At 66.1% G+C, this 24,070-nt stretch carries 24 protein-coding genes and 1 tRNA gene; 12 read left to right on the forward strand and 13 right to left on the reverse strand.

All coding sequences use genetic code 11. The features are described from left to right. Positions 1–75 precede the first annotated feature (75 nt). Together A9W99_RS04740 and A9W99_RS26940 are read left to right on the forward strand one after the other, a co-directional pair. Positions 76–879 (forward strand): mycofactocin-coupled SDR family oxidoreductase, encoded by an 804-nt coding sequence (locus A9W99_RS04740; protein WP_067374202.1) that lies wholly within the window; start codon positions 76–78, stop codon positions 877–879. A 69-nt stretch (positions 880–948) separates the two neighbouring features. Continuing rightward, a complete protein-coding gene (locus A9W99_RS26940; RefSeq protein ID WP_216639706.1) occupies positions 949–1,095 on the forward strand; it encodes a hypothetical protein in 147 nt (48 codons plus the stop codon). A gap of 9 nt (positions 1,096–1,104) precedes the next feature. On the opposite strand, the gene A9W99_RS04745 is transcribed toward A9W99_RS26940, so the two are convergent. Continuing rightward, the gene (locus A9W99_RS04745; RefSeq protein ID WP_253869597.1) at positions 1,105–1,467 is read right to left on the reverse strand and encodes a hypothetical protein; all 363 of its coding nucleotides are present in this window, start codon (positions 1,465–1,467) and stop codon (positions 1,105–1,107) included. Positions 1,468–3,353: 1,886 nt separating this feature from the next. Beyond that, positions 3,354–3,437, reverse strand: a tRNA-Tyr gene (locus tag A9W99_RS04755). 80 nt (positions 3,438–3,517) lie between these two features. Here A9W99_RS04755 and A9W99_RS04760 point away from each other — a divergent pair. The 3 genes from A9W99_RS04760 to A9W99_RS04770 are packed head-to-tail and all read left to right on the forward strand — an operon-like array spanning position 3,518 to position 6,543. After that, positions 3,518–4,009, forward strand: coding sequence for a YajQ family cyclic di-GMP-binding protein (locus tag A9W99_RS04760; RefSeq protein WP_067374208.1), 492 nt, complete (start codon positions 3,518–3,520; stop codon positions 4,007–4,009). 28 nt (positions 4,010–4,037) lie between these two features. Then, positions 4,038–5,528, forward strand: a complete 1,491-nt coding sequence (locus tag A9W99_RS04765) for an NAD(P)/FAD-dependent oxidoreductase (RefSeq protein WP_067374212.1) — start codon at positions 4,038–4,040, stop codon at positions 5,526–5,528. Beyond that, complete coding sequence (locus tag A9W99_RS04770; RefSeq protein ID WP_067374215.1) at positions 5,518–6,543, forward strand: NAD(P)H-dependent glycerol-3-phosphate dehydrogenase; 1,026 nt, start codon at positions 5,518–5,520, stop codon at positions 6,541–6,543. The genes A9W99_RS04765 and A9W99_RS04770 overlap by 11 nt, the downstream gene beginning before the upstream one ends. A gap of 75 nt (positions 6,544–6,618) precedes the next feature. Here A9W99_RS04770 and A9W99_RS04775 read toward each other — a convergent pair whose 3' ends face one another. The 3 genes from A9W99_RS04775 to grcC1 all read right to left on the reverse strand — a co-directional run bounded on the left by A9W99_RS04775 (position 6,619) and on the right by grcC1 (position 8,879). Further along, positions 6,619–6,879 carry a helix-turn-helix transcriptional regulator gene (locus A9W99_RS04775; RefSeq protein WP_067374218.1) on the reverse strand — a complete coding sequence of 87 codons (261 nt, stop codon included), beginning with the start codon at positions 6,877–6,879 and terminating at the stop codon, positions 6,619–6,621. Positions 6,880–6,929: 50 nt separating this feature from the next. Further along, entirely contained in the window at positions 6,930–7,784 is an 855-nt protein-coding gene (gene htpX, locus A9W99_RS04780; RefSeq protein WP_067374220.1) for a zinc metalloprotease HtpX, read from the reverse strand. 87 nt (positions 7,785–7,871) lie between these two features. Beyond that, the gene (gene grcC1, locus A9W99_RS04785; protein ID WP_067374223.1) at positions 7,872–8,879 is read right to left on the reverse strand and encodes a nonaprenyl/(2E,6E)-farnesyl/geranylgeranyl diphosphat synthase; all 1,008 of its coding nucleotides are present in this window, start codon (positions 8,877–8,879) and stop codon (positions 7,872–7,874) included. 15 nt (positions 8,880–8,894) lie between these two features. On the opposite strand from grcC1, the gene menJ reads away from it, so the two are divergent. From menJ to A9W99_RS04800, 3 genes are all read left to right on the forward strand, one after another. After that, positions 8,895–10,121, forward strand: a complete 1,227-nt coding sequence (menJ, locus tag A9W99_RS04790) for a menaquinone reductase (RefSeq protein WP_156622940.1) — start codon at positions 8,895–8,897, stop codon at positions 10,119–10,121. Between the two features lie 114 nt (positions 10,122–10,235). Beyond that, a complete protein-coding gene (locus A9W99_RS04795) occupies positions 10,236–10,922 on the forward strand; it encodes a class I SAM-dependent methyltransferase (RefSeq protein ID WP_067374229.1) in 687 nt (228 codons plus the stop codon). 24 nt (positions 10,923–10,946) lie between these two features. Continuing rightward, on the forward strand, positions 10,947–11,285 hold the full coding sequence (locus A9W99_RS04800; RefSeq protein WP_067374232.1) for a DUF732 domain-containing protein: 339 nt from the start codon (positions 10,947–10,949) through the stop codon (positions 11,283–11,285). Between the two features lie 20 nt (positions 11,286–11,305). On the opposite strand, the gene A9W99_RS04805 is transcribed toward A9W99_RS04800, so the two are convergent. Then, entirely contained in the window at positions 11,306–11,998 is a 693-nt protein-coding gene (locus tag A9W99_RS04805; protein ID WP_067374235.1) for a demethylmenaquinone methyltransferase, read from the reverse strand. Between the two features lie 69 nt (positions 11,999–12,067). Here A9W99_RS04805 and A9W99_RS04810 point away from each other — a divergent pair, with 69 nt between their 5' ends. Next, positions 12,068–12,898, forward strand: a complete 831-nt coding sequence (locus A9W99_RS04810) for an SDR family oxidoreductase (RefSeq protein ID WP_067374365.1) — start codon at positions 12,068–12,070, stop codon at positions 12,896–12,898. Here A9W99_RS04810 and A9W99_RS04815 read toward each other — a convergent pair. The 3 genes from A9W99_RS04815 to menD form a co-directional block, all read right to left on the reverse strand. Beyond that, positions 12,895–14,049 (reverse strand): glycosyltransferase family 1 protein, encoded by a 1,155-nt coding sequence (locus A9W99_RS04815; RefSeq protein WP_067374238.1) that lies wholly within the window; start codon positions 14,047–14,049, stop codon positions 12,895–12,897. The genes A9W99_RS04810 and A9W99_RS04815 overlap by 4 nt on opposite strands. A 65-nt stretch (positions 14,050–14,114) precedes the next feature. Further along, entirely contained in the window at positions 14,115–14,639 is a 525-nt protein-coding gene (locus A9W99_RS04820; protein WP_067374242.1) for a DUF3592 domain-containing protein, read from the reverse strand. Positions 14,640–14,646: 7 nt separating this feature from the next. Beyond that, complete coding sequence (gene menD / locus A9W99_RS04825; RefSeq protein WP_067374245.1) at positions 14,647–16,296, reverse strand: 2-succinyl-5-enolpyruvyl-6-hydroxy-3-cyclohexene-1-carboxylic-acid synthase; 1,650 nt, start codon at positions 16,294–16,296, stop codon at positions 14,647–14,649. 113 nt (positions 16,297–16,409) lie between these two features. On the opposite strand from menD, the gene A9W99_RS04830 reads away from it, so the two are divergent. Beyond that, entirely contained in the window at positions 16,410–17,837 is a 1,428-nt protein-coding gene (locus A9W99_RS04830) for a serine/threonine-protein kinase (RefSeq protein WP_067374248.1), read from the forward strand. Continuing rightward, positions 17,834–18,340, forward strand: a complete 507-nt coding sequence (locus A9W99_RS04835) for a hypothetical protein (RefSeq protein WP_067374250.1) — start codon at positions 17,834–17,836, stop codon at positions 18,338–18,340. The genes A9W99_RS04830 and A9W99_RS04835 overlap by 4 nt, the downstream gene beginning before the upstream one ends. 13 nt (positions 18,341–18,353) lie before the next feature. On the opposite strand, the gene A9W99_RS04840 is transcribed toward A9W99_RS04835, so the two are convergent. Genes A9W99_RS04840 through A9W99_RS04850 form a run of 3 tightly spaced genes read right to left on the reverse strand, consistent with a single transcriptional unit; the run spans position 18,354 to position 21,720 of the window. Continuing rightward, complete coding sequence (locus A9W99_RS04840; protein ID WP_067374255.1) at positions 18,354–19,142, reverse strand: alpha/beta fold hydrolase; 789 nt, start codon at positions 19,140–19,142, stop codon at positions 18,354–18,356. Further along, positions 19,139–20,116: an o-succinylbenzoate synthase gene (locus A9W99_RS04845; protein ID WP_156622941.1), complete on the reverse strand. Its 978-nt coding sequence runs from the start codon at positions 20,114–20,116 to the stop codon at positions 19,139–19,141. Before A9W99_RS04845 ends, A9W99_RS04840 begins: the two co-directional genes overlap by 4 nt. Next, positions 20,116–21,720, reverse strand: coding sequence for an amidohydrolase (locus tag A9W99_RS04850; RefSeq protein ID WP_067374262.1), 1,605 nt, complete (start codon positions 21,718–21,720; stop codon positions 20,116–20,118). Before A9W99_RS04850 ends, A9W99_RS04845 begins: the two co-directional genes overlap by 1 nt. A 66-nt stretch (positions 21,721–21,786) precedes the next feature. Between A9W99_RS04850 and fadD8 the strand changes: the two genes are divergently transcribed. Further along, positions 21,787–23,388: a fatty-acid--CoA ligase FadD8 gene (gene fadD8, locus A9W99_RS04855; protein WP_067374265.1), complete on the forward strand. Its 1,602-nt coding sequence runs from the start codon at positions 21,787–21,789 to the stop codon at positions 23,386–23,388. 201 nt (positions 23,389–23,589) lie between these two features. Here the strand turns inward: fadD8 and A9W99_RS04860 are convergent, their stop codons facing one another. Further along, positions 23,590–24,009 (reverse strand): PPOX class F420-dependent oxidoreductase, encoded by a 420-nt coding sequence (locus tag A9W99_RS04860; RefSeq protein WP_067374268.1) that lies wholly within the window; start codon positions 24,007–24,009, stop codon positions 23,590–23,592. Positions 24,010–24,070 lie beyond the last annotated feature (61 nt).

Raw genomic sequence — 24,070 nt, forward strand, 5'->3', positions numbered from 1 at the left:
CACATTGCGATACTCCGGAAATCTGTTGCGGCACTTGGGGTGAGTCCACCGATGCTACGACTAGGCTAGCCGTCCATGAGTGCCTTGGACGGACGCGTTGCATTGATCACCGGAGGCGGTCGAGGTCAGGGCCGCGCGCATGCCCTGGCGCTGGCGGCCGAAGGAGCCGACATCGTCGTCGCCGATGCGCCCGGTGCGATGACGGACCTGACCTATCCGTTGGCCACCGAAGACGACCTGCGGGACACCGCCAAGCAAGTCGAAGAGCTGGGCCGACGCTGTCTGCCACTCGCGGTGGATGTGCGTGACCCTGCTCAGGTCGCCGCGGCGGTCGAGCAGACGGTGAAAGACCTGGGCAGCCTGGACATCGTGCTGGCAAACGCCGGCATCGTCAGCACCGGTCCGTTGGAGCAGGTCAGCGACCAGATTTGGCAGCAGCTGGTCGACACCAACCTGACCGGTGTGTTCCACACCCTGCGCGCGGCCATACCGGTGATGCGGCGCCAGCGCTTCGGCCGGATCGTCGTGACGTCGTCGATGGGCGGCCGCATGGGTATCCCGGATCTTGCGGCGTACAACGCCACCAAGTGGGGCATCATCGGGCTGGCCAAGTCTGTTGCCCTGGAGGTCGCCAAAGAAAGCATCACGGTCAACGTCATCTGTCCCACCACGACCCAGACGCCGATGGTGCAGCCCGGCGGAGGTGACGACGTTCCCGACGATTTGGTGCGCCGAATGATGAAGGCCAACCCGATACCACAGCCGTGGCTGCAACCCGAGGACGTCAGCCGCGGAGTGCTTTACCTGGTTACCGATCCGGGGGTCATCACCGGCAGTGTGCTGGAGGTCGGTCTCGGCGGTAGCGCCCGCATTCACTGACCGAGTTGGCGGCGAACTCAGTGTCATTGCTGGGCAGGAGCCGGCTCGGGATCTTATCCAGGCACGCAGGTGAAAGGGAGGCAACGGAATTCGCGGTTCGGGCGCGAATCGGCCGGGCCCTGGCCGCTGACGGTCAAGCGCGGTTTGGTATCCGGACAAAGCGATTCGTCGTTGATGCGTTACTTCGACGGGCCGGACCTGGGCACCCCGGAGTGACCGCGTCGATCAGTCCTTCTGCCAGGTCAGGCAGCTGTGCGTCAAAAATGCCGTGTCACCCGGCTGGACCGTCACGACCTGAGGACCCGTACCGAGGCCGTTGGTGATGATGTGGGTTGGATTCAGACTGTTCAGCCTCGCCCAATAGCAATCGGATTCACCTTGAGGATTGGCGCCTGCCGAGCGATACGTGCCCGGCACGATATCGATGCCCACCCGATACGTGCCATCGGTTTCGATGGTCGTCTTCGGGACCGATGATGGTGGCGACGCGGTCACCGCCACCGTCTTGGTGACTTCGACGGTGGACGTCACCGTCACGGTGGTCTTGGTCGACGTGCCGCCGCCGCAACCTGCCAGGAATATTGCCACGGCAGCGACAGCAGCTTTCCTGCCGACCGCGATCCCCCCGGGTTTAGGACGGCGGGGGCGGTACCACCGGCCGGCACTCATTGGCTCCCGGGTCCCACCAGTTACCAGGACCGCAATCCGGTGGTGGCGGGGGCACTACCGGCTGACACGCATTTGCCCCCGGGTTCCACCAGTTGCCAGGACCGCAATCCTGCGGCGGCGGCGGGGCTATCGGCTGGCACGCGTTTGCCCCCGGGTTCCACCAGTTACCTGGACCGCAGTCGGGCGGTTGAGCTGAACTCACGCCAGGCAAAACCACTGTCGCGTACGCCAAGGGCGCTAGGGCCACGGCGGCGGTGCCTGCCATGCGGCGAACGAACATTCTCATCGAAGACCTCCCATTCGCTAACGTCCCTCAGCTTGACCCGAGTCTAGGACAGGGACTTGCTTCGATAGACCCACAATCGCGAATCCGCCGCGATCCGACGCTGTGTTGGTGACGGCCTAGCCCTAGAGGTGTCGGTGCCCGACAGGGTCGTGGCGCGGCATAGGCCGTTGGTCGACATCGTGTAATTCCAGCGAAAGCTGTGTCGGCTATGGCTAAATCTGCAGCTCAAGCGTTTGGTCGCCGGAAGCTGTCGACGGTAAACGCTTCAGGCGGTGCGCCCTTGCGCGCGGCGGATGTTGTCCTGTTCGTGAAATTTTGCATCTGGACACCAGATAATCGGCCACTCCAACCAGAGCGGGTCGACCTCCTGGTCACCAAAAAACACAGTGTGTTCGGACTGTGGCGGCACCAGCTTCCAACCCAATTGGTCGCCGCGGGACTCGCGCACGAGTAGCCCGCCGTCGGCCGAGCGACGAACCGTACCTCGCGGGGCCTCGTTCATATTGCCCCCAAGGTTTGACGGTCGATCATTTGCTGCCGAGTACCCTCTCACGGGCTCTGCGTAACTCATAGTCTGGCGGGGGTGCTGAGCCGAACAGCGCCGACATCACCCAGACGTTTCTCGGAATGGTTGCGGCGTTGCCCACGGCCGGTCCGACAGCGAAGCGTGATACTCGACGCGAAATCGTCCTAAATCCTCTGCGAGATCGTCCCTGGTCGGTGTAGAAACTTGGGATGGCGGTCCCCCGCTCGAAGGCACGCGCTGCCATTGCCGAAGCCAGAAGGCGTTTACAGTGAAAGAGTCGTTGAGCAAGGAAATTAGATTACTTGTGGCACTAGGGGTTACGTCGTGGGTAATCTTCGATTCCCCCGTGGCCTGGGGAGCCCCGGGCGGCAATGTTCCAGGCCCCGGCGTATGCGACTATCCCGGTGTTGGCGGAAGTACTTTCGAGGCGGGAGCTTCGACGTACTACTGCGATTTTCCTGTCGAAGAGAACAGCACGCATTGGCACTGCGAATACGGCGGATGGAACCTGGGTGGTCCAGCCGGCAACGGCCCCATCGGTGGAAGCTTTATGGGTTTCGGGTTAACCCTTCCGGCAGGCGATTTCGGGGGTGCTAGCGGTAGTTGTTCGTGGCGGTGGCCGGATAACACCATCGGCCCTGCACCCAACCCACCGGGCGCGTGGAAGAACTACTTGGTGCCCAAGCCTCCGCCACCTGAACATCGGGCACCCCCGCCATCGGAAGAGCCAGAGTCCGGACCACCACCTGTAGCGAATCCTGTTCCCGGCGGTGAACCCCAAACACCGGCTTACACCAACCCGAGCTTTCCGAATCCCGGCAGGACTCAGAACCCGCAAAGGTAGCTCGTGTGATTAGTTGCCGAATGCAGCTTGTCGCACCCGTTCCCCGACGACCTGGATGCCGTTGACCGCGTTCGACAGTGCTGCGCGCGATCTGCGGACGGCCGGCAACCTCAAGCCGTTGCATCAGCCGGAAACCCCGTCTGACCTGCTGGTGGCAGGTACAGGATTCGAACCTGTGAAGCTTTCGCGACGGATTTACAGTCCGCTCCCATTGGCCGCTCGGGCAACCTGCCGCCTAGCAGGTTACAACGAACGGGTAGACAGAGCACAAACGGGCGTCACCCGAAAAAGCCATGAAGGAGGGAAGCATCAAATGGCGGACTCATCGTTCGACATCGTCAGCAAGGTCGATCGGCAGGAAGTCGACAACGCGCTCAACCAGGCGGCCAAGGAGCTGGCCACCCGTTTCGATTTCCGCGGCACCGACACCAAGATCGCGTGGAAGGGCGACGAGGCCGTCGAGCTGACGTCATCCACCGAGGAGCGCGTCAAGGCCGCCGTCGACGTCTTCAAGGAGAAGCTGATTCGCCGCGACATCTCCCTGAAGGCCTTCGACGCCGGCGAGCCGCAGGCGTCCGGCAAGACCTACAAAGTCACCGGCGCGCTCAAGCAGGGCATCAGCAGCGAGAACGCCAAAAAGATCACCAAGCTCATTCGCGACGAGGGACCTAAGAACGTCAAGACCCAGATCCAGGGCGACGAGGTCCGCGTGACCAGTAAGAAGCGCGACGACCTGCAGGCCGTCATCGCGATGCTGAAGAAGGCCGACCTGGACGTGGCGCTGCAGTTCGTGAACTACCGGTGACTGTCGGCGAATTCAAGCGAGATTTGCAATGACCCTGACGCCCCAGGAAGCCGATTACTTCGACGTCATCATCGTTGGCGCCGGCATCTCCGGCATCGGCGCGGCCTATCGGATCACCGAACGCAATCCCCAGCTGAGCTACACCATCCTGGAGCGACGCGAGCAGATCGGCGGCACCTGGGATCTGTTCCGCTATCCCGGCGTGCGCTCCGACAGCAGCATTTTCACCCTGTCCTTCCCCTACGAGCCGTGGCCGCGCAAGGAAGGCGTCGCTGACGGCGACCACATTCGCGAGTACCTGACCGCCACCGCGCACAAGCATGGCATCGACCGCCACATCCAGTTCGACAGCTACGTCCGTTCCGCGGATTGGGATTCGGCCACCGATACCTGGACGGTGACCTTTGAGCAAAGCGGAGTGCGCAAGCAGTACCGCAGCCGCTTCCTGTTCTTCGGCAGCGGCTACTACAACTACGACGAGGGCTACACGCCGGACTTCCCCGGCATCGACAGGTTCGGCGGAACCGTCGTACATCCGCAGCACTGGCCGGAGGACCTGGACTACACCGGCAAGAAGGTCGTGGTGATCGGCAGTGGGGCCACCGCGGTCACGCTGATCCCGTCGCTGTCCGAGCGGGCCGAAAAGGTGACCATGCTGCAGCGCTCACCGACTTACATGATTTCGGCGTCCAAATACAGCCGGGTTGCCGCTGTCGCGCGTAAAGTATTGCCCCCCAAGGCCTCCCACTTGGTCGTCCGGATGTGGGCGGCGTTGCAGGAAGCGCTCATCTGGTTCTTGTCGCGAAAGATTCCGGGTTTCGTGAAGTGGCTGCTGCGTCGCACTGCGATCACTAATCTGCCCGACGGCTACGACGTAGACACGCACTTCAAGCCGCGGTACAACCCGTGGGACCAGCGGATGTGCCTGATCCCTGACGCAGACCTGTACACCACCATCAACGAAGGCCGCGCCGCGGTGGTCACCGATCACATCGACCACTTCGACGCCACCGGTATCGCGCTGCAATCCGGTGAGCATCTCGACGCCGACATCATCGTCACCGCGACGGGCCTGCAACTACAGGCGCTGGGCGGCGCCACGATCAGCCTCGACGGCGTAGAGATCAATACGCGGGACCGCTTCGTCTACAAAGCCCACATGCTCGAGGACGTGCCCAACCTGTTCTGGTGCGTGGGCTACACCAATGCATCCTGGACGTTGCGCGCCGACATCACCGCGCGGGCGACGGCAAAGCTGCTGGCGCATATGGCTTCTCATGGCTACACGCACGCCTATCCACATCTCGGGGATCAGTCGATGGCCGAAAAGCCATCCTGGGACATCCAGGCGAACTATGTGAAGCGTGCGCTGCATGCGTTACCCAAGTCCGGCACCAAGCGCCCGTGGAATGTTCGGCAGAACTATTTCGCCGACGCCCTGGACTACAAGTTCGACCGCATCGAGGAGGCGATGGTGTTCGGCAGCGTTCGGCAATACGCTGAGTCGCATGGCAGCTGAGAAGCGCGAACCCAATGTCGTTGTCCTTGGTGGTGGTTCCTGGGGAACCACGGTGGCGTCGATCTGTGCCCGGCGCGCGCCTACGCTGCAGTGGGTGCGTTCGGAGGCGACCGCCAAGGACATCAACGAAAACCACCGCAACTCCCGCTATCTCGGTAACGATGTCGAGCTGAGTGAGGGCCTGCGCGCTACCACGGATTTCGCCGAAGCCGCTCATGTAGCCGACGTCGTGGTGATGGGCGTACCCTCGCACGGCTTTCGCGGCGTGCTCACCGAGTTGAGTAAGGAACTGCGGCCCTGGGTGCCGGTGGTGTCTTTGGTCAAGGGCCTCGAGCAGGGCACCAACATGCGGATGTCGCAGGTCATCGAGGAGATCCTGCCCGGCCATCCGGCCGGGATACTGGCCGGCCCGAACATCGCTCGCGAGGTGGCCGAGGGGTACGCCGCCGCGGCGGTGCTGGCGATGCCCGACCAGCATCTGTCCACTCGGCTCTCGGCGTTGTTCCGCACTCGGCGCTTCCGCGTCTACACCACCGACGACGTCATCGGTGTGGAAATGGCAGGCGCGCTCAAGAATGTGTTTGCGATCGCGGTGGGCATGGGCTACTCGCTGGGCATCGGCGAGAACACCCGCGCGGCAGTAATCGCCCGCGCGTTGCGCGAGATGACGAAGCTGGGCGTGGCGGTGGGCGGCAAAGCCGAGACCTTTCCCGGCCTAGCCGGTCTGGGCGATCTCATCGTCACCTGCACCAGCCAGCGCAGCCGCAACCGTCACGTCGGTGAGCAACTCGGTGCGGGCAAGCCGATCGACGAGATCATTGCCTCGATGAACCAGGTCGCCGAAGGCGTCAAAGCGGCCAGCGTGATCATGGAGTTCGCCAATGAGTTCGGGCTGAACATGCCGATCGCCCGCGAAGTGGACGCTGTGATCAACCACGGCTCGACGGTCGAGCAGGCTTACCGGGGCCTGATCGCTGAAACCCCGGGCCACGAGGTGCACGGGTCGGGGTTCTGAGTAGTCGAAACTCGAATTTGAGCGGAGACGCATGGTTCCGGCGGCGTGGCGCATAGGACCGGACTCGCCAAATGCTCAGTCGACGTCAATGCTGAGACGCAGCCGCTTGCCACATGTCCGTGCCAGCTTTGCCAATTCGTCGACACGCGGCGTCTCGGCACCGCTCTCCCACGCGGCGACCGTCTCCTTGCTGGTGCCGAGCGCCGTCGCCAATTGGGCCTGGGTCATATTCGCCCCGGCACGCGTCTCGAACACCAAATCGGGCAGATCCAATGACAGTCCGGCTTCATGGATTTCCATTGATTCAGGTTCTGCCATCGGAATCACAGCTCTCATAGGTTGCCGCCGAATATTAATTCCAATGTAAAGCCCGCGGAGCCACTGAGCTAGCCGCGCGCCATCGCCTCCAGACGGCGGATGCGGTCCTCGATCGGTGGGTGCGTCGAGAACAGCGACCCGATGCGCTCGCCCGCGCGGAATGGGTTGGCGATCATCAAGTGCGCCTGGGTGGCCAGCTGCGGTTCGGGCGGTAGCGGCGCCATCTCGACGCCGCCGGAGATCTTGCGCAGCGCCGAGGCCAGGCCCAGCGGATCGCCCGTCAGCACGGCACCCGACTCGTCGGCCTGATACTCCCGTGATCGCGACACCGCCAGCCGCACCACCGTCGCCGCGATCGGCCCCAGCAACGAAACCAGCAGCAGCGCAAAGGGATTCTCGCCGTCACGGTCGTCACCGCCGAAGAACATCGCGATGTAGGACAACGCGGTGATGACCCCCGCCAGCGCTCCCGCGACGCAAGAAATCAGGATGTCGCGGTTGTAGACGTGCGACAGCTCGTGACCCAGCACTGCGCGCAACTCGCGCTCATCGAGCAGCTGCAAGATGCCGGTGGTGCAGCACACCGCCGCGTTGCGCGGATTGCGTCCGGTGGCGAACGCGTTAGGCGCGTTGGTGTCGCTGATGTACAGCCGCGGCATCGGTTGGTGCGCGCTGGTGGCCAGCTCCCGGACGATGCGATACATCGTCGGCGCCTGCAGCTCGGAAACCGGCTGCGCGTGCATGGCCCGCAGCGCCAGTTTGTCGCTGTTGAAGTAGGTGTAGGCGTTCATGCCTATCGCGAACAGCACCGCCAGCCACATCGCCGTCCTGCCGAACAGCGAGCCGACCAACACGATCAACGCGGACATACCGACCAACAGGACGAAGGTCTTCAGTCTGTTGGCATGGGGATGCCAGGTCATCAGTGTGTCCTCCTACGAACACCTGGGATTTTTCGCATTACAGCTAGTTCAACGCCCGAGATGACCCGCCGGGTTCCAGGGCGCGCCTCAGCCGTGCCGGCTGACCGTGTAGCCGACCAGCGCTTCCAGCGCATGCCGGCCGGGAACGTCAGGCAGCTGGGCCAGTTCGTGGCGTGCCTTCGCCGCGTAGTCAGCAAGCACTTCCTTGGCCTTTGCCATGCCCGGCGACGCCCGCAACAGCGTCAGCGCCTCGAGCACCTCCGCGTCGTCGTCGACGGGACCGGACAGCAGCGAGCGCAGGCGCTCGCCGTCGGGGCCGGTATCGGCGAGCGCGTACAGCATCGGCAGCGTATGCACACCTTCTCGCACGTCGGTGCCGGGTAGCTTCCCGGACTCCTCGGAATCGCTGTCGATGTCGATGATGTCGTCGGAGATCTGGAACGCGGTACCCACGTAACCGCCGAGCCGGCTCAGCCGTTCGACCTGTTCGTCGTCCGCGCCCGAGAACATGCCGCCGAATTTGCCGGCCGCGGCGATCAGGCAGGCCGTCTTCTCGTACACCACCGTCAGGTAGTGCTCAACCGAATCGACCCCGTCGGCCACCCCGCGGGTTTCGCGCATCTGGCCGGTCACCAGCTGAGCAAAGGTGTCGGCGACGATCCGCACCGCTTCCGGTCCTAGCCGCGATACCAGCCGCGACGCCGTCGCCAGCAGGTAATCACCGGCCAAGATCGCGACATTGTTGCCCCAGCGCACATTGGCGGTCGGCGTGCCGCGGCGCACCTCAGCCTCGTCCATCACGTCGTCGTGGTAGAGCGTGGCCAAGTGAATCATCTCTATGACGGCCCCGGCCAGCGTCACCTCCCACGCCTCCGGATTGGGCCCGGTGTGCGCGGCCAGCACGGTGAATAACGGCCGGAACCGTTTGCCGCCGGCCTTGAACAGGTGCAGCAGCGAATCGATCATCACGTCGTCGGCGCTGCGCAACTCGGTGTCCATGAGCTCTTCGATCCGCGCCACACCGCCACGTACGGTAGCGGCGAATTCGGCGTCGCCGAAGTCCACGCCTGCCACCACCGTCGCCGGAGTCCCCACCCGACCAACATACTGGTGAGCATGAAGACCAGCGCTGAAGTGGTGGTCGTGGGCGCCGGACCCGCCGGTTCTGCGGCGGCCGCCTGGGCCGCCCGGGCGGGCAGCGACGTGCTCGTGGTCGACTCGGCCGGCTTTCCCCGCGACAAGCCCTGCGGCGACGGGCTGACTCCGCGCGCGATCGCCGAGCTGGAACTGCTGGGCCTGGGCGACTGGCTGAATGGCCGCATCCGGCATCACGGCCTGCGGATGAGCGGATTCGGCGGCGAGGTGGAAGTCCGGTGGCCCGGCCCGTCGTTCCCGTCGTACAGCAGCGCGGTGGCCCGCCTGGAACTGGACGATCGGATCCGCAAGGTCGCCGAGGATTCCGGCGCGCGCATGCTCCTGGGAACCAAAGCCGTTGCGGCGCATCATGACTCGTCGAGGCGAGTGGTTTCTTTGACGCTGGCTGACGGTACCGAGGTGGGCTGTCGCAAGTTGATTGTCGCCGACGGCGCCCGGTCTTCGCTGGGCCGCAAGCTGGGACGGCGATGGCATCAGGAGACGGTTTACGGCGTCGCCGCCCGGGGTTACCTGACCACCCCGCGCGGCGACGAGCCCTGGCTGACCTCGCATCTGGAACTGCGCTCCCCCGACGGTGCGGTGCTGCCCGGTTATGGCTGGATTTTTCCGCTGGGCAGCGGCGAGGTGAACATCGGCGTCGGCGCGCTGTCGACGACGAAGCGACAAGCCGACCTGGCGCTGCGGCCGTTGATCTCCTATTACACCGACCTGCGCCGCGACGAGTGGGGCTTCGACGGACCGCCGCGGGCGGTGTCGTCGACGCTGCTGCCGATGGGCGGCGCGGTGTCCGGGGTGGCCGGGCCGAACTGGATGCTGATCGGCGATGCGGCGGCCTGCGTCAACCCGCTCAACGGCGAGGGCATCGACTACGGCCTGGAGACCGGGCGGTTTGCTGCCGAGCTGCTGGACTCGCGCGATCTGTCGCGGTTATGGCCGTCGCTGCTGCAACACCACTACGCCCGCGGATTCTCCGTGGCGCGCCGATTGGCGCTGTTGCTGACCTTCCAGCGGTTCCTGCCCGCGACCGGACCGGTGGCCATGCGCTCGACCAAGCTGATGACGATCGCCGTGCGGGTGATGGCCAACCTGGTCACCGACGAGGACGCCGACTGGGTGGCCCGGGTGTGGCGGGGTGGCGGCCGTGCGTCCCGGCTGATCGACCGCCGCCCTCCGTTCAGTTAGAGTTGGCGAGCAGACGCAAATCGCCTGAAAACGACCGGTTTTGGGTAATTTTGCGTCTGCTCGTGCTTATCAATGCGGTTGACATATATCAGGCAGATTGATATACCGGACGGTATGACTGAGCTTGATTTTGAATTCGAAACGGCATATCGCGGCGAATCCGCACGGCTGGGCGAGGGTGTGCGGCCGCCCTGGAGCCTGGGTGAACCGCAGCCCGAACTGGCCGCCCTGATCGAGCAGGGCAAGTTCCACGGCGACGTCCTCGACGCCGGCTGCGGCGAAGGCGCTATTTCGCTGGCTTTGGCCGAACGCGGGCACAAGACGCTGGGCCTGGACATGTCGCTCACCGCAATCGAGCTGGCCCGCCGTGAAGCCCAGCGACGCGGCTTGACCAACGCGAGCTTCGCGGTTGCAGACATCAGCGATTTCAGCGCATACCCGCCGGGATCGGCCGGGCGGTTCAACACCATCGTGGACAGCACGCTGTTCCATTCCATGCCGGTGGAACTGCGCGACGGCTACCAGCAGTCGATCGTCCGGGCCGCGGCGCCGGGCGCGTCGTACATCGTGCTCGTCTTCGACAAAGCGGCCGTACCCGAAGGCCCGATCAACGCGGTCACCGAGGCCGAGCTGCGCGACGTGGTCTCCAAGTACTGGGTCATCGACGACGTCCGGGCGGCGCGGCTGTACTCGAAATTCTCTCCCGAGTCCGGCGGCCTGCCACCGATGTTCGACATCCGCGAAGAGCCCAACGGCTTCAGCTCTGTCGGCGGTTGGCTGCTAACAGCCCACTTGGGCTGACTTTCCCGGTGTATAGTCCCGCTAATGAAGGGCATAAGGCTGGCTACCATCGGTGCCACGGCGGCCGCTGCGATCGCACTAGCCGCGCCGGCACTGGCTGACGACTACGACGCCCCGTTCAACGCCCAGCTCCATCAGTACGGCATCTACGGCCCGCAGGACTACAACGCCTGGCTGGCCAAGATCAGCTGCGACCGGATGGACCGAGGCGTAGACACCGACGCGTACAAGTCGGCCACTTTCCTCCAACGCAACCTGCCGCGCGGCACCACCCAGGGCCAGGCATTCCAGTTCCTCGGTGCGGCGATCGACCACTATTGCCCCGAGCACGTAGACCGCCTGCAGCAGGTCGGGCATCAGTAGGGAACGCGGAGTTTGACCGCTTAGCGGTCGGGCTTATAGGCGGCGTGCAAGGCCACGATGCCACCGGTCAGGTTGCGCCAGCGCACCGCCGACCACCCGGCCCGCGAAATCTGGCGGGCCAGCGTCGGCTGGTCGGGCCACGCTCGGATCGATTCCGCTAGGTACACGTACGCCTCGGGGTTGCTCGACACCGCACGGGCCACCCGTGGCAGCGCCTGCATCAAATACTCCTTGTAGACGGTCGCGAACGCGCGGTTGGTCGGGGTGGAGAACTCGCACACCACCAGCCGACCACCCGGGCGGGTGACCCGGGCCATCTCGCGCAGCGCGTTTTCGTGGTCGACGACATTGCGCAGCCCGAAGCTGATGGTCACGGCGTCGAACACACCATCGCCGAACGGCAGCTTGGTGGCGTCGCCGGCCACTTTCGGCACCGTTCGCGCCGCCCCGGCCGCGAGCATCCCGACCGAGAAGTCCGTCGCGACACACCACGCCCCGGATTTTCTCAGCTCCACTGTGGACACCGCGGTGCCGGCCGCGAGATCAAGCACCTTGTCGGCGGGCCCGATCCGCAGCGCGTCCCGGGTGGCTCTGCGCCAATACCGGTCCTGACCCAGCGAGAGCACGGTGTTGGTGAGGTCATATCGACGGGCCACGCCGTCGAACATCGACGCGACGTCGCGAGGGTCTTTGTCCAGGTCCGCGCGACTCACGAGGCAGACGCTACCGTGGCCGGCGGCTATCGCGGGAATGCGCCGGCGACGACGGCGTTGCAACACTGCGTGAACGAAAAGGTTTGGTTTATCACCGGTACATCGCGTGGGTTCGGACGGCAGTGGGCGATTGCCGCGCTGGAGCGCGGCGACAAGGTCGCGGCGACGGCACGCGATACTTCGACGTTGGATGACTTGGCCGAGAAGCACGGGGATGCGCTGCTGCCGATTCGGTTGGACGTCACCGACCGGGCGGCGGATTTCGCGGCGGTCAAGCAAGCACACGAGCATTTCGGACGGCTGGACGTCGTGGTGAACAACGCCGGTTACGCCGAGTTCGGCTTCATCGAAGAGCTCTCCGAGCGGGCAGTGCGAGATCAGTTGGAGACCAACGTGTTCGGCGCGCTGTGGATCACGCAGGCCGCGCTGCCCTACCTACGGGAGCAGCGCAGCGGGCACATCATTCAGGTGTCCTCGATCGGCGGGGTCGTCGCATTCCCCAATCTCGGCATCTACCACGCGTCAAAATGGGCGCTGGAGGGCTTCTCCCAGTCGCTGGCCGCCGAGGTCGCGCCTTTCGGGGTGCACGTCACGCTGGTCGAACCGGGCGGTTTCGACACCGACTGGTCCGGCCCTTCGGCCAACGTCGCCGACCGGCTGCCCGCGTATGAGGAAGTGCACGCGATCTTCGATGCCGAGCGCAGTAAGCGCGCCGCATTCCAAGGAGATCCGACCGCGTCGGCCGCCGCCCTGATGAATGTCGTGGACGCCGCTGAACCGCCGCTGCGAGTCTTCTTCGGTGCGTTGCCGCTGCAGCTGGCCAAGGCGGAATACGAGACCAGATTGCGCAATTGGGAGCAGTGGCAACCGGTGGCCGAATTGGCGCAGGGATCCGGCTAAGCGGAACGCCGCCAGGAAAGCCGTATCCGCGCGGACGGCGACATCACCGCCTCGTAGTGGCCCAGCAGCTCGTCACAAATGACCGGCCAGCTGCGACCGAGCACGCTGCGTCGCGCGGCAGCTGAATAGCTCTGCCGATGGGAAACCAGATGGTCCACCGCGGCGGGCAGCTGTGCCTGGAATCCGTTGACCGGCAACAACAGTCCGGTGCGGCGTGGGGTGACAAGGTCACGAGGGCCGCCGGCGTCGGGGGCGATCACCGGCAGCCCCGACGCCAGCGCTTCCTGCACGACTTGACAGAACGTCTCGTGCTCACCGGTATGCACGAAGACGTCCATGCTGGCATACGCCGCGGCGAGCTCCCCTCCATACAGCGCACCCGTGAAAAGTGCTGTGGGCATTGTCGATTGCAGCTTCTCCCGGTCGATGCCGTCGCCGACGACGACGAGCTGCACCGCGTCGCGCGCTGCCAGCACGGCCAGCCGCTCGACGTGTTTCTCCGGTGCGAGCCGGCCCACGAAGCCGACGATCGGCTTACCCTCCGGCGACCACCGTCGCCGCAGCGTCTCGTCCCGCGCCGACGGGGCGAATCGCAGCACGTCGACCCCGCGCGCCCACCGGTGTACACGCGGAACACCGTGGGCAAGAAGCGATTTCATCGTCGCGCTGGACGGGGCCAGGGTGCGGTCGGCGAGGCCGTGCAGGTGGCGAAACCACGCCCACGCGGCACGGGCCGTCTGTGCACTCAGCGGCAGGCCGTAACTGGCCACGAACCCCGGTACGTCGGTCTGGTACACCGCCACGGTCGGCACCCCCAGTCGGCGAGCCGCGCGCAACCCGCCATAACCGAGCAGCGCGGGCGACGCCAGATGCACCACGTCGGGGTTGAATCCGCGCAGCACACCGACTATTCGCGGCGTGGGCACACCGAGCGGCAGAGAGGTCACCTTCGGAAACATCCGGGCCGGTACCCGATGGACTCGGACACCGTCGTGAATGCGCTCGGCGCGCGGTTCACCGGGCGGATTGTCAGGCGCGATTACCAGCGCTTCATGCCCCGTCCGGCGCAGGTGCTCGAGTATCCGCAGCACCGAGTTGCTGACGCCGTTCACATTCGGGAGAAACGACTCGGCGACGATTGCAACGCGCACGCCACCACAGTCGCAGCGCCAGCTGTCGCCAAGATTGCCGACCGGCGTACGGCGCGCGAAATCTCTCAGCTTGATTTGCTGGGCGGACTCGTTGCCTCGTCGCGACGGTCCAGCCGCCGGTCCACCAGGGCGAGCATCACCAGCGCAGCCGTCGCGGCCAGCCAGCCCACCACGGCGATGGACCCGGCCGGGATGATCGCCAGCCCGGCGTTGCGGTGCTGCACCCGGACCAGGTTCGGATCGTTCTTGTTGTATTCGACGTAAATCCGCATGCCGGTTGCCAACTCGGATGGATACAGCACTCCGAGCTCAGGCCGGTAGGTCACGCGCTCGGGCGTGACGAACTCAATGGTGGAGCGCCGCGGCCCGGCGCTGAGCACCTCTGCTTGCGCCACGCCCATGTTGTGTCTGATCGCCAGGTCGTTGCGCCAGGCGCCGGCCACCAGCAGCACCGACTGCAGGGTGACCAGACCGGTGACGATCAGGACCGCGATCCGTGCCCAGCGCAGCGCGATCCGCGCCGTGGTTTTCGGCGGCTCGTCAGCGCGGCCGTGAATCAGCATGCGCAGCAGCCGTTTCGGCGATATCACGCGGTCCTCATAGCGCAGCCTTGATGGCGGCGTGCAGTCCGCGCAGCGAGGACCGGTCCGCCTTGACCTCCAGCACCCGCATGCCCGCGGCGGGCTCGTCCAGGGCCGTTGCCAGCTCGTCGACCTCGATCTGCCGGCTGTCCACGTGGTAGGCACGGCACAACGCACCGACGTCGACGTCATGCGGGGTGCCGAAGACCCGTGACGACACGTCGGAGAACCGGGGGTCGCCCTGCTCGAGCAGCTCGAAGATGCCGCCGCCGTTGTCGTTGGACACCACGATCGTGAGGTGCGCCGGTGTCGGTTCGGTGGGGCCTATCAGCAGCCCGGAGCTGTCGTGGACAAAGGTCAGGTCGCCGATCAGCGCGACGGTGCGCGCAGGGCTGCCCGTCCGCTCATGTGCTAGGGCCGCCCCGATTGCGGTGGACACGGTGCCGTCGATGCCCGCCACGCCGCGGTTGGACCGCACCAGGATGCCGTCGGTCTTGAGGCCGACCAGCGCGGCATCGCGTACCGGGTTGGACGCCCCGAGCACCAGCTGATCGCCGGGACGAAGCGCGTCGGCGACCGCGGCAGCCACATGCAGGCCGGTGGTCAGCGGGTGCGCGGCGAGTTGGCCCCGAACTGCCGATATGGCGTGCTGATTCATCTCGGCGCAGCGACGCAGCCACGCCGGATGAGGTGTACCGGTAATGACCGCCCGCGTGCCGGTGGCCTGCGAGTTGCCCGAGACGTCCGGCCAGCGCGGCCCGGTGGTCAGCGCGTACACGGGCACTTTGGGGTCGGCGAGCAGCGCCGATACCGGGCGGTGCAGCGTCGGGCGGCCCAACATGATCACCTGGCGGGGGCGCAGCAGTGTCAGCGCCAGCGGGTGCAGCGGGTTGCCGCCGCCCGGCGGGGCAGGCGCCGTGGGCTCGGCGACGGTGGGTAATTCGGCGAGGTTGGGGTGCACGCCAGCGCCGTGTCCGGCGATGACGACGGTGTCGGCCGTCAGGTCGATGTCCAGCGGCTGGTCGAAGCTGACCGGCGGGGTATGCGTCCACGACTTGCCGCCCGGCCGGCCCGGCGGGATCACCGCACCGTGCGGTTCGCGATCGGGCACCAGAGGTTCACGTAGCGGAATGTCGAAGTGCACGGGGCCGGCGTTGGCGCTCCGGGCACCGGTAGCGGCCACCAGGACTCGGCAGGTGGCCGATCGCCACGTCGCGTTGAGGGCATCCAGCCGCTCGGAAGCGTCCTCCGCCAGACCCAGGCTGATGGTGGCGCGAACCTGGGTGCCGAAGTAGCCCAGCTGCTCCATGGTCTGGTTGGCCCCGGTACCGAGCAATTCGTAGGGCCGGTTGGCCGACAGCACGATCAGCGGCACCCGCGCGTAGTTGGCCTCCACCACCGCCGGACCCAGATTGGCCACGGCGGTGCCCGACGTCATCGCCACACAGACCGGCGCGCCGGCGGCAATCGCCAACCCGATCGCCAAATAGCCCGCGGTGCGTTCGTCGATGCGGACATGCAACCGGATCCGGCCGGACCTGTCGGCGTCCTGCAGGGCGAATGCCAGCGGCGCGTTCCGGGAGCCTGGACACAGCACCACGTCACGTACGCCGCCGCGGATCAGCTCGTCAACGACGACGCGGGCCTGTGTCGTCGATGGGTTCACCAGTACAGGGTGTCACAAACCCTGCTTGGCCCCGGCAACCGTGCCGCATCCGTCACACCAGCCTCAGCGACCGATGCGGCAAATAACGCACGGCACTCAGTAGGATTCGCTGCATGCCGCTCGAGAACGGTGCCGTCTTCGCCGGCTACACCATTGCAGGTCTGCTCGGTTCCGGCGGCATGGGAGAGGTTTACCTGGCCCAGCATCCCAGGCTGCCACGGTTGGATGCGCTGAAAATCTTGCCAGCCTCGTTGACCGAGGACGCCGATTACCGGCAGCGCTTCAACCGGGAAGCCGACCTGGCCGCCACGCTGTGGCACCCCAACATCGTCGGCCTGCATGATCGCGGCGAGTTCGACGGGCAGCTGTGGATCACCATGGATTACGTCGATGGCATCGACGCGGCGCGCGCCCTTCGCGAGTCCAACCGGTTGCCGGAACCCGACGTACTCGAAATCGTCACCGCCGTCGCGGACGCCCTCGACTACGCACACCAGCGCAACCTGGTGCACCGCGACGTCAAGCCTGCCAACATCCTGTTGACCAAATCCGAGGCGGATCGGCGCCGAATCCTGTTGGCCGACTTCGGTATCGCCCGGCAAGCCGACGACATCAGCGGCCTGACCGCGACCAACATGACGGTCGGCTCGATCGCCTACGCGGCGCCCGAGCAGCTGATGGGCGAGACAATCGACGGCCGAGCAGATCAATATGCGTTGGCCGCCACGGCTTTTCACCTGTTGACCGGGGCGCCGCCGTTTCAGCATTCCAACGCGGCGGTGATCATCAGCAAGCATCTCAATGCGCCGCCACCGCTGCTGTCGCAACACCGTCCGGAGTTGGCGCGGCTGGACCCGGTGTTGGCGAAGGCGATGGCGAAGGATCCCGCCGAGCGCTATCCACGCTGCAGTGACTTCGCGCAGGCGCTCGGCGCGGCACTCACCGGCCCGGCGGTTCACGAGCATCCCACGCAGGCCTGGGCACCCACGCCCCTCGAACCCCAGGCGGCTCCGCCGTGGCAGCCGATCCCCTACCAGCCGACGCGCCCGGAGGCCCGCAAGTGGCCGGCGGTGGTGGTGCCGTTGATCCTGGTGGTCTTGCTCAGCGGTGCCGTCGGCTTTGCGGTGACCCAAGTTCTGCGTCCGGTTCCGACGTCGACGGCAGCGCCCCGCTGGCAGCCCTACGTCGACTACGCGAAGCAGTTCACGATCTGGCTGACCAGTTTGAACCCGCAATCCGTCGACAGGGACATCCAACGCCTCCTCGACGGCTCGACGGGCGAATTCCATGACGACTACGCAAAACAGAGTTCCGCCTTCAAATCCGTACTCTCGGCCGCGAATTCCTCCAGTGAGGGAACCGTCAACAGCGCGGGACTGGACTCGATCAACGGCTCGACAGCCCAGGTCCTGGTTGCCGCGACAGTGAAATCCACCACCCCCAACGGGCCCACCCAAGAGCCACGGAAATGGCGATTGTCGGTGCGAGTCGAAAAAGTCGGCGAGGCCTACAAGGTGTCCAAAGTGGAGTTCGTGCCATGACCATGCGGCGCGCGGCGTGGTGGCTGCTGGTCTCCGCACTGACGGTCGGCACGCTGGCCGCGGTATCGGTGGGCGGCTGGCAACTGGTGATCAAAGCCCACCGACTGCCACCGGTCGCCGACCAGCTTGCCGCCCGTCAAGATGCCACCCGGGCCGCCAGCGCCGGAACCGTGAAATTGATGACCTATTCGCCGGACACGCTGGACCAGGACTTCGCCTCGGCCAGTGAGCTGCTCACCGGCGAATTCCGGGAGTACTACCAGAAGTTCACCAGCCAGACCGTCAAGCCGACGGCGCAGCAGAAGCGCGTCAAAAGCGCCGCGACCGTTCAGCGCGCCGGGGTGCAATCGTTGACGCGCGACGCGGCGGTGGTCCTGGTCTTCGTGAAGCGAACGACGACCACCGCGGACCAGCCGTCGCCGACAGAGGTGCCGAATGCGGTGCGGGTGGGCCTGGCCAAGGTGCACGGAACCTGGCTGATCAACCGCTTCGACCCGGTCTGATCGACCGACGGGCTCAGGCCGTCGCGTTCGCGAAGAACCGCAGGGCGGCGGCGTTGACGGTGTCCGGCTTTTCGAAGAACCCCAGGTGACCGGTGTCAGGAATGTGCAGGTAGCGACCGTTGGGTATGGCGTCGGCGACCTCGCGGCCCAGATGCGCCGGGGTCACGACGTCGTCGGCGAAGCCGATCACCAGCACCGGCGCGCTGATGTTGCCGTAGGCGGGTAACCGATTCGTCGTCGGGGCGACCTCGAGTTGGCAACGCGATCCCGGTGTGGGTTTTATCGGCCACATGGTGAACATGCCGATCCAGTCGGCGACGACATTGTCGTCATTGAGCGTCTTGGGCGAAAAGTTTTCCAGCAGGCGATATTTCGCGTCGGCCGCCGGCGGCAGCAGCGTTCCGGAGTCGTAGAGCTCGGCTTCGGCCTCGTGGAAGAACTGGCGGGTGCGGTCCAGACGGCCCCGGGTGGCCATCAACACGGCCGAACTCACCAGCTCTGGCCGCTCCACCATGAGCTCCTGGGCGATGTAGGAGCCCATCGACACCGCGACGATGCGCGCGGGCGCGGCGCCCAGCGATTCGATCAGCGCCGCCGTGTCGGCGACCATGGTTTGCGTGGTGAAACCTTCGGCGTTCTCGGTGGCGCCGACGCCGCGGTTGTCGAAGGTGATGCAGCGGTATCCCGCCGCCAGGAATGCCGGGACCTGATGTGGTTGCCAGGTGCGTCCGAAGCCGCCGTGGCCGGCGATGAAGACAACCGGCTCGCCGGTCCCCTTGTCGTCATAAGCCAGGTTGATCACCCGAACGACGGTACAAGCAACGGATAGCAAACCTTTACCCGGTCAATCCACCACTGCCGTCGCTCCTCGGGAGCGGCCAGCGCGTGCAGGCGCGCCGGGTCGGGCACGACCGGGCCCACCGGCAGATAGCCGTCGACGGGCACCGCCGGTGCTGCGACGTCCTCCAAGAACAGCCCGCCGGTGCCCAAGCCGCAGGCGTGGCGCAGGTCAGGCAGGGCCGCCGCGGCGGCCAGCCCGCCGGCGATGCCGACGGCCGAATCCAGCGCGCTGGACACCACCACCGGGATGTCGATCTGCGTAGCGATGTCGAGCAGAGCCGAAACACCGCCCAGCGGAGCGACTTTCAGCACCGCGATATCGGCGGCGCCGGCGCGGACCACGGCCAGCGGGTCGTCGGCCTTGCGGATGCTCTCGTCGGCCGCGATCGGCACGTCTGGCATGTCTGGCCGGCTGCGCAGCTCGGCGAGCTCCGGCACGCTGGCACAGGGCTGCTCGATGTACTCCAGTGGCCCGTCGGCGGTCAGGGCGGCGGCGCCCTCGGCGGCTTGGTCGACGCTCCAACCGCCGTTGGCGTCCACCCGCACGGTGGGGACCAGTTCCCGCACGGCGTTGACCCGCTCGACGTCGTCGGCCAGCCGTTGTCCCGGTTCGGCGACTTTCACCTTGGCGGTGCGGGCGCCGGGAAACCGGGCCAGCACCTCGCTCACCTGGGCGGCGGCGACGGCCGGCACGGTGGCGTTGATCGGGATCTTGTCGCGTCGCGGCTGCGGCAGCCGGTGATACGCGGTCTCGATGCCCGACGCGAGCCAGTGCGCGGCCTCGGCCGGTCCGTATTCGACGAACGCCCCGAACTCCCCCCAGCCGGCCGGGCCGTCGATCAGCGCGACTTCGCGGGTGGTGATGCCGCGAAACCGCACCCGCATCGGCAACGCCACCACATGCAGGCGGTCCAGCAGGTCCTGCAGGTCCGGCATCACCGCCGGTAAACCTGGCGCCCCGCCAGAAACGTCGCACGCACGTCCAGATCGGCGATCTCCTCGGGCGACACCGCGCGCGGGTCGGCCGACAGCACCACCAGGTCCGCGTACTTGCCGACCTCGAGCGAGCCGATTATGTCGTCGGCGAACAGTTGCCAGGCGGCGTCGATTGTCTGCGCGCGGATGGCCTGCTCGACGGTCAGCCGCTCCTCGGGCGCCAGCACCCGCCCGCTGGGCGCTGTGCGTGTTGCGGCCACGCTGATGTTGCGCAGCGGCTCCTCGGGGGTGACCGGCGGGTCGTTGTGCAGCGAGATGCGCATGCCCGCTGCAACGGCGGAACCCGCTGGCATCCAGCGGGATCCGCGTTCGGGTCCGAACAATCCGTCGACGATGATGTCGCCCCAGTAGTGAATCTGGTCGACGAAAATGCTGCACGTGACGCCGAGGTCGACGGCCCGCTGGATCTGGTCGTCCCGGATGGCACCGACGTGTTCGAGCCGCAATCGGTGATCGTGGCGCGGATGCTTCCGCAGCGCCTCTTCGTAGACGTCGAGGATGGTGTCGACGCCGGCGTCGCCCTGCACATGGCACGCCATCGGCCAGCCGAGCGGGAAGTAGGCACCGACGATTTCGTGCAGTTGTTCAGCGGTGTAGTTGGCGCATCCGCACGAACCGGGCTGTATGCCGCTGATGCGGGTGGCTTCGGTGTCCAGGTAGGGAAACGACAGCGCGATGTTGCCGATCCACGGTGACCCGTCCACCCAGATCTTGATCCCCACCTGGCGCAGCATGTCGTCGCCTTGGCCCGGCGTGGCGCCGGTGCGCATCTGCGGGTTGGAGATCTCGTAGGTGCGCAACCGGACGGTCAGGTCATTGCGCACCTGCTCTACCAGGGGCTTGAAGTTCGGGTCGAACGCCATCTCCGAGCAGGTGGTCAGCCCGGCCCGGTTGAGCCGGGCGCACTCGGCGCGCAGCATCCCCGGGTAGTCGCTGGGCTGTATCGCGCCCGCCAGCAGCGGGAACACCGCTCCGGTCTCCTCGGCGGTGCCGTCCAGCTCACCATGTGCATCACGGCCGAACTTGGCTCCCTTGGGGTCGGGGGTGTCGCGGGTCAGATTTGCGCGGCGGGCAGCGTGTGTGTTGAAGAAGGCTTTGTGGCCGGAGTTGTGCATGATCACCAGCGGCCCGTCCGGGGCGACCTCGTCGAGCCAGGCCAGCGTTGGCTGCGGAAGCCCGTCCTGCAGCAGCGGATCCCAGCCGTTGAGGTAAGCGCCGTCGGATCCGCGGCGCGCAACCTCGCGATGTACCGCCGCGACGACGTCGTCGGCGCTGCGCAGGGTGACCGGCCGGATGTCGACCAGCCGGTCGGACAGCGCGATGGCCTCCATCAGCGGATGCCCGTGTGCCTCAACGAATCCCGGCATCACACAGCCGTCGCCGATGTCGATGGTCTCGGTGCCGTCGCCGATGAGCCCGTCGACTTCCGACCGATCGCCTACGGCGATGATGCGGCCGTCGGAGATGGCGAGCGCCTCGGCGGTGGGGCGGGTCTGGTCGACGGTCAATATGGTTCCGGTGATGACGACATCTGCCACGGCCATAGGCAGGGATGGTACTGACAGAGGGCACGATGCGGCCCGAATTGCAACACGTTCTAGTCTTGCCACATGACGGACTCGCTGCTGCGCAACCCGACGCACAACGGCCACCTGCTGGTGGGCGCGCTGAAGCGCCACAAGGACAAGCCGGTGCTGTTCCTGGGCGACACCACGCTGACCGGTGGTCAGCTGGCCGAGCGGATCAGCCAGTACATCCAGGCGTTCGAGGCGCTGGGTGCGGGAACCGGCGTCGCGGTGGGACTGCTGTCGCTCAACCGTCCCGAAGTGTTGATGATCATCGGCGCCGGACAAGCCCGGGGATATCGGCGCACGGCGTTGCACCCGTTGGGCTCGCTGGACGATCACGCCTATGTTCTCAACGACGCCGGCATCAGCTCGCTGATCATCGACCCCAACCCGATGTTCGTCGAGCGCGCGTTGGGGCTGCTGGAGAAGGTGGACTCGCTCAAGCAGATCCTGACGATCGGGCCGGTGCCCGAAGCCCTGCGTGGGGTGGCAGTGGATCTGTCCGCCGAAGCCGCCAAGTACGAACCGCAGCCGCTGGTGGCCGCCGACCTGCCGCCGGATCAGGTGATCGGCCTGACCTACACCGGCGGCACCACCGGAAAGCCCAAGGGCGTGATGGGCACCGCGCAATCTATCTCCACCATGACGATGATTCAGCTCTCCGAATGGGAGTGGCCGGAGCAGCCTCGGTTCTTGATGATCACTCCGCTGTCACACGCCGGTGCGGCTTATTTCGTGCCGACGCTGATCAAGGGCGGAGAAATGTACGTGCTGCCCAAGTTCGATCCGGCCGAGGTACTGAAAACCATTGAGGAGAAGCGCATTACGGCTACCTTCGTGGTGCCGTCGATGTTGTATGCGCTGATGGACCACCCGGATTCGCGCACCCGGGACCTGTCGTCACTGGAGACGGTGTATTACGGCGCATCGGCGATCAACCCGGTGCGGCTGGCCGAGGCGATCAGCCGGTTCGGCAAGATCTTCGCCCAGAACTACGGGCAATCCGAAGCGCCGATGGCCATCACCTACCTGGCGAAGGGCGACCACGACGAGAAGCGGCTGACCTCTTGCGGGCGTCCGACGCTGTTCGCGCGCGTCGCCCTGCTGGGCGAGGACGGCAAGCCGGTACCCCAGGGGGAGCCGGGCGAAATCTGTGTCAGCGGACCGCTTTTGGCGGGCGGCTACTGGAATCTGCCAGACGAGACTTCGCGAACTTTCAGAGACGGCTGGCTGCACACTGGCGATATGGCCCGCGAGGACGAGGACGGCTTCTACTACATCGTCGACCGGGTCAAGGACATGATCGTCACCGGCGGCTTCAACGTGTTCCCGCGCGAGGTCGAAGACGTGGTGGCCGAGCATCCCGCGGTGGCGCAGGTGTGCGTGGTCGGCGCGCCGGACGACAAGTGGGGCGAGGCCGTCACCGCGGTCGTGGTGCTGCGTGCCGACGCGGCCCGCGACGATGCCGCGGTCGAGACGATGACCGCCGAGATCCAGGCCGCGGTCAAGGACCGCAAGGGCTCGGTGCAGGCACCCAAGCGGGTGGTGATCGTCGAGTCGCTGCCGCTGACCGGGCTGGGTAAGCCGGACAAGAAGGCTGTGCGGGCGCAGTTCTGGGAAGGCGCCGAGCGCGCCGTCGGGTGAGTTTGCAGCGTCGAGTGTGAAGCGACGGCGTTCAGTGTGAACTGGCGGCTTTCAGAGTGAACAAGCGGCGGGGATCGGCGAAAGTTTGCGCCCTGGCCTCACATTCAAAACCGTGGATTCACAGCGAAAGCCGTGGCTTCACACTCAAACCCGAACGAGCGCGCCGCGGGCACTTCCGGGCGGCGCCGGCAATGCTCGGCCTTACTGCCAGGGACCGATGCCGCCGATCTTGTCGATCCGGATGTGCGTCACGAATCCGGGCGGTGCGCTGTCGGGCGGGAACACGGCCGGGTCGGACAGCGTCTGCGCCAGGGACCGCAGCAACTCCGGGGCCCCGCCCTCGACCACCCGCGCGGTCCCCTCGACCGCGAGATAGGGGCGCATGGCCTTGCCGGCGTCTCCGGTCGAAACGATCGTCAATGCGACTCGGGGATCTCGGCGGATATTGCGAACCTTCTTGTGCTCGCCGAGGTGCGCCGTCACCAGCTCGTCACCCTCGGGTGTGGTTCGCAACGCCACCCAGACCAGCGTCACCTGAGGACTGCCATCCGGATTGAGGGTGACCAGTGTGGCGTCGGCGCCGTTTCCGATGAGCTCGCGCGCGGCTTCGTTGAGTTTCATACGGTCTTCTACCGCGGCGCCTGCCGATTCATTCCCATCGGCGCGGAGGTAACGTCGCGGC

It is taken from the genome of Mycobacterium sp. 1164966.3 (assembly GCF_001665395.1).
Classification (GTDB): domain Bacteria; phylum Actinomycetota; class Actinomycetes; order Mycobacteriales; family Mycobacteriaceae; genus Mycobacterium.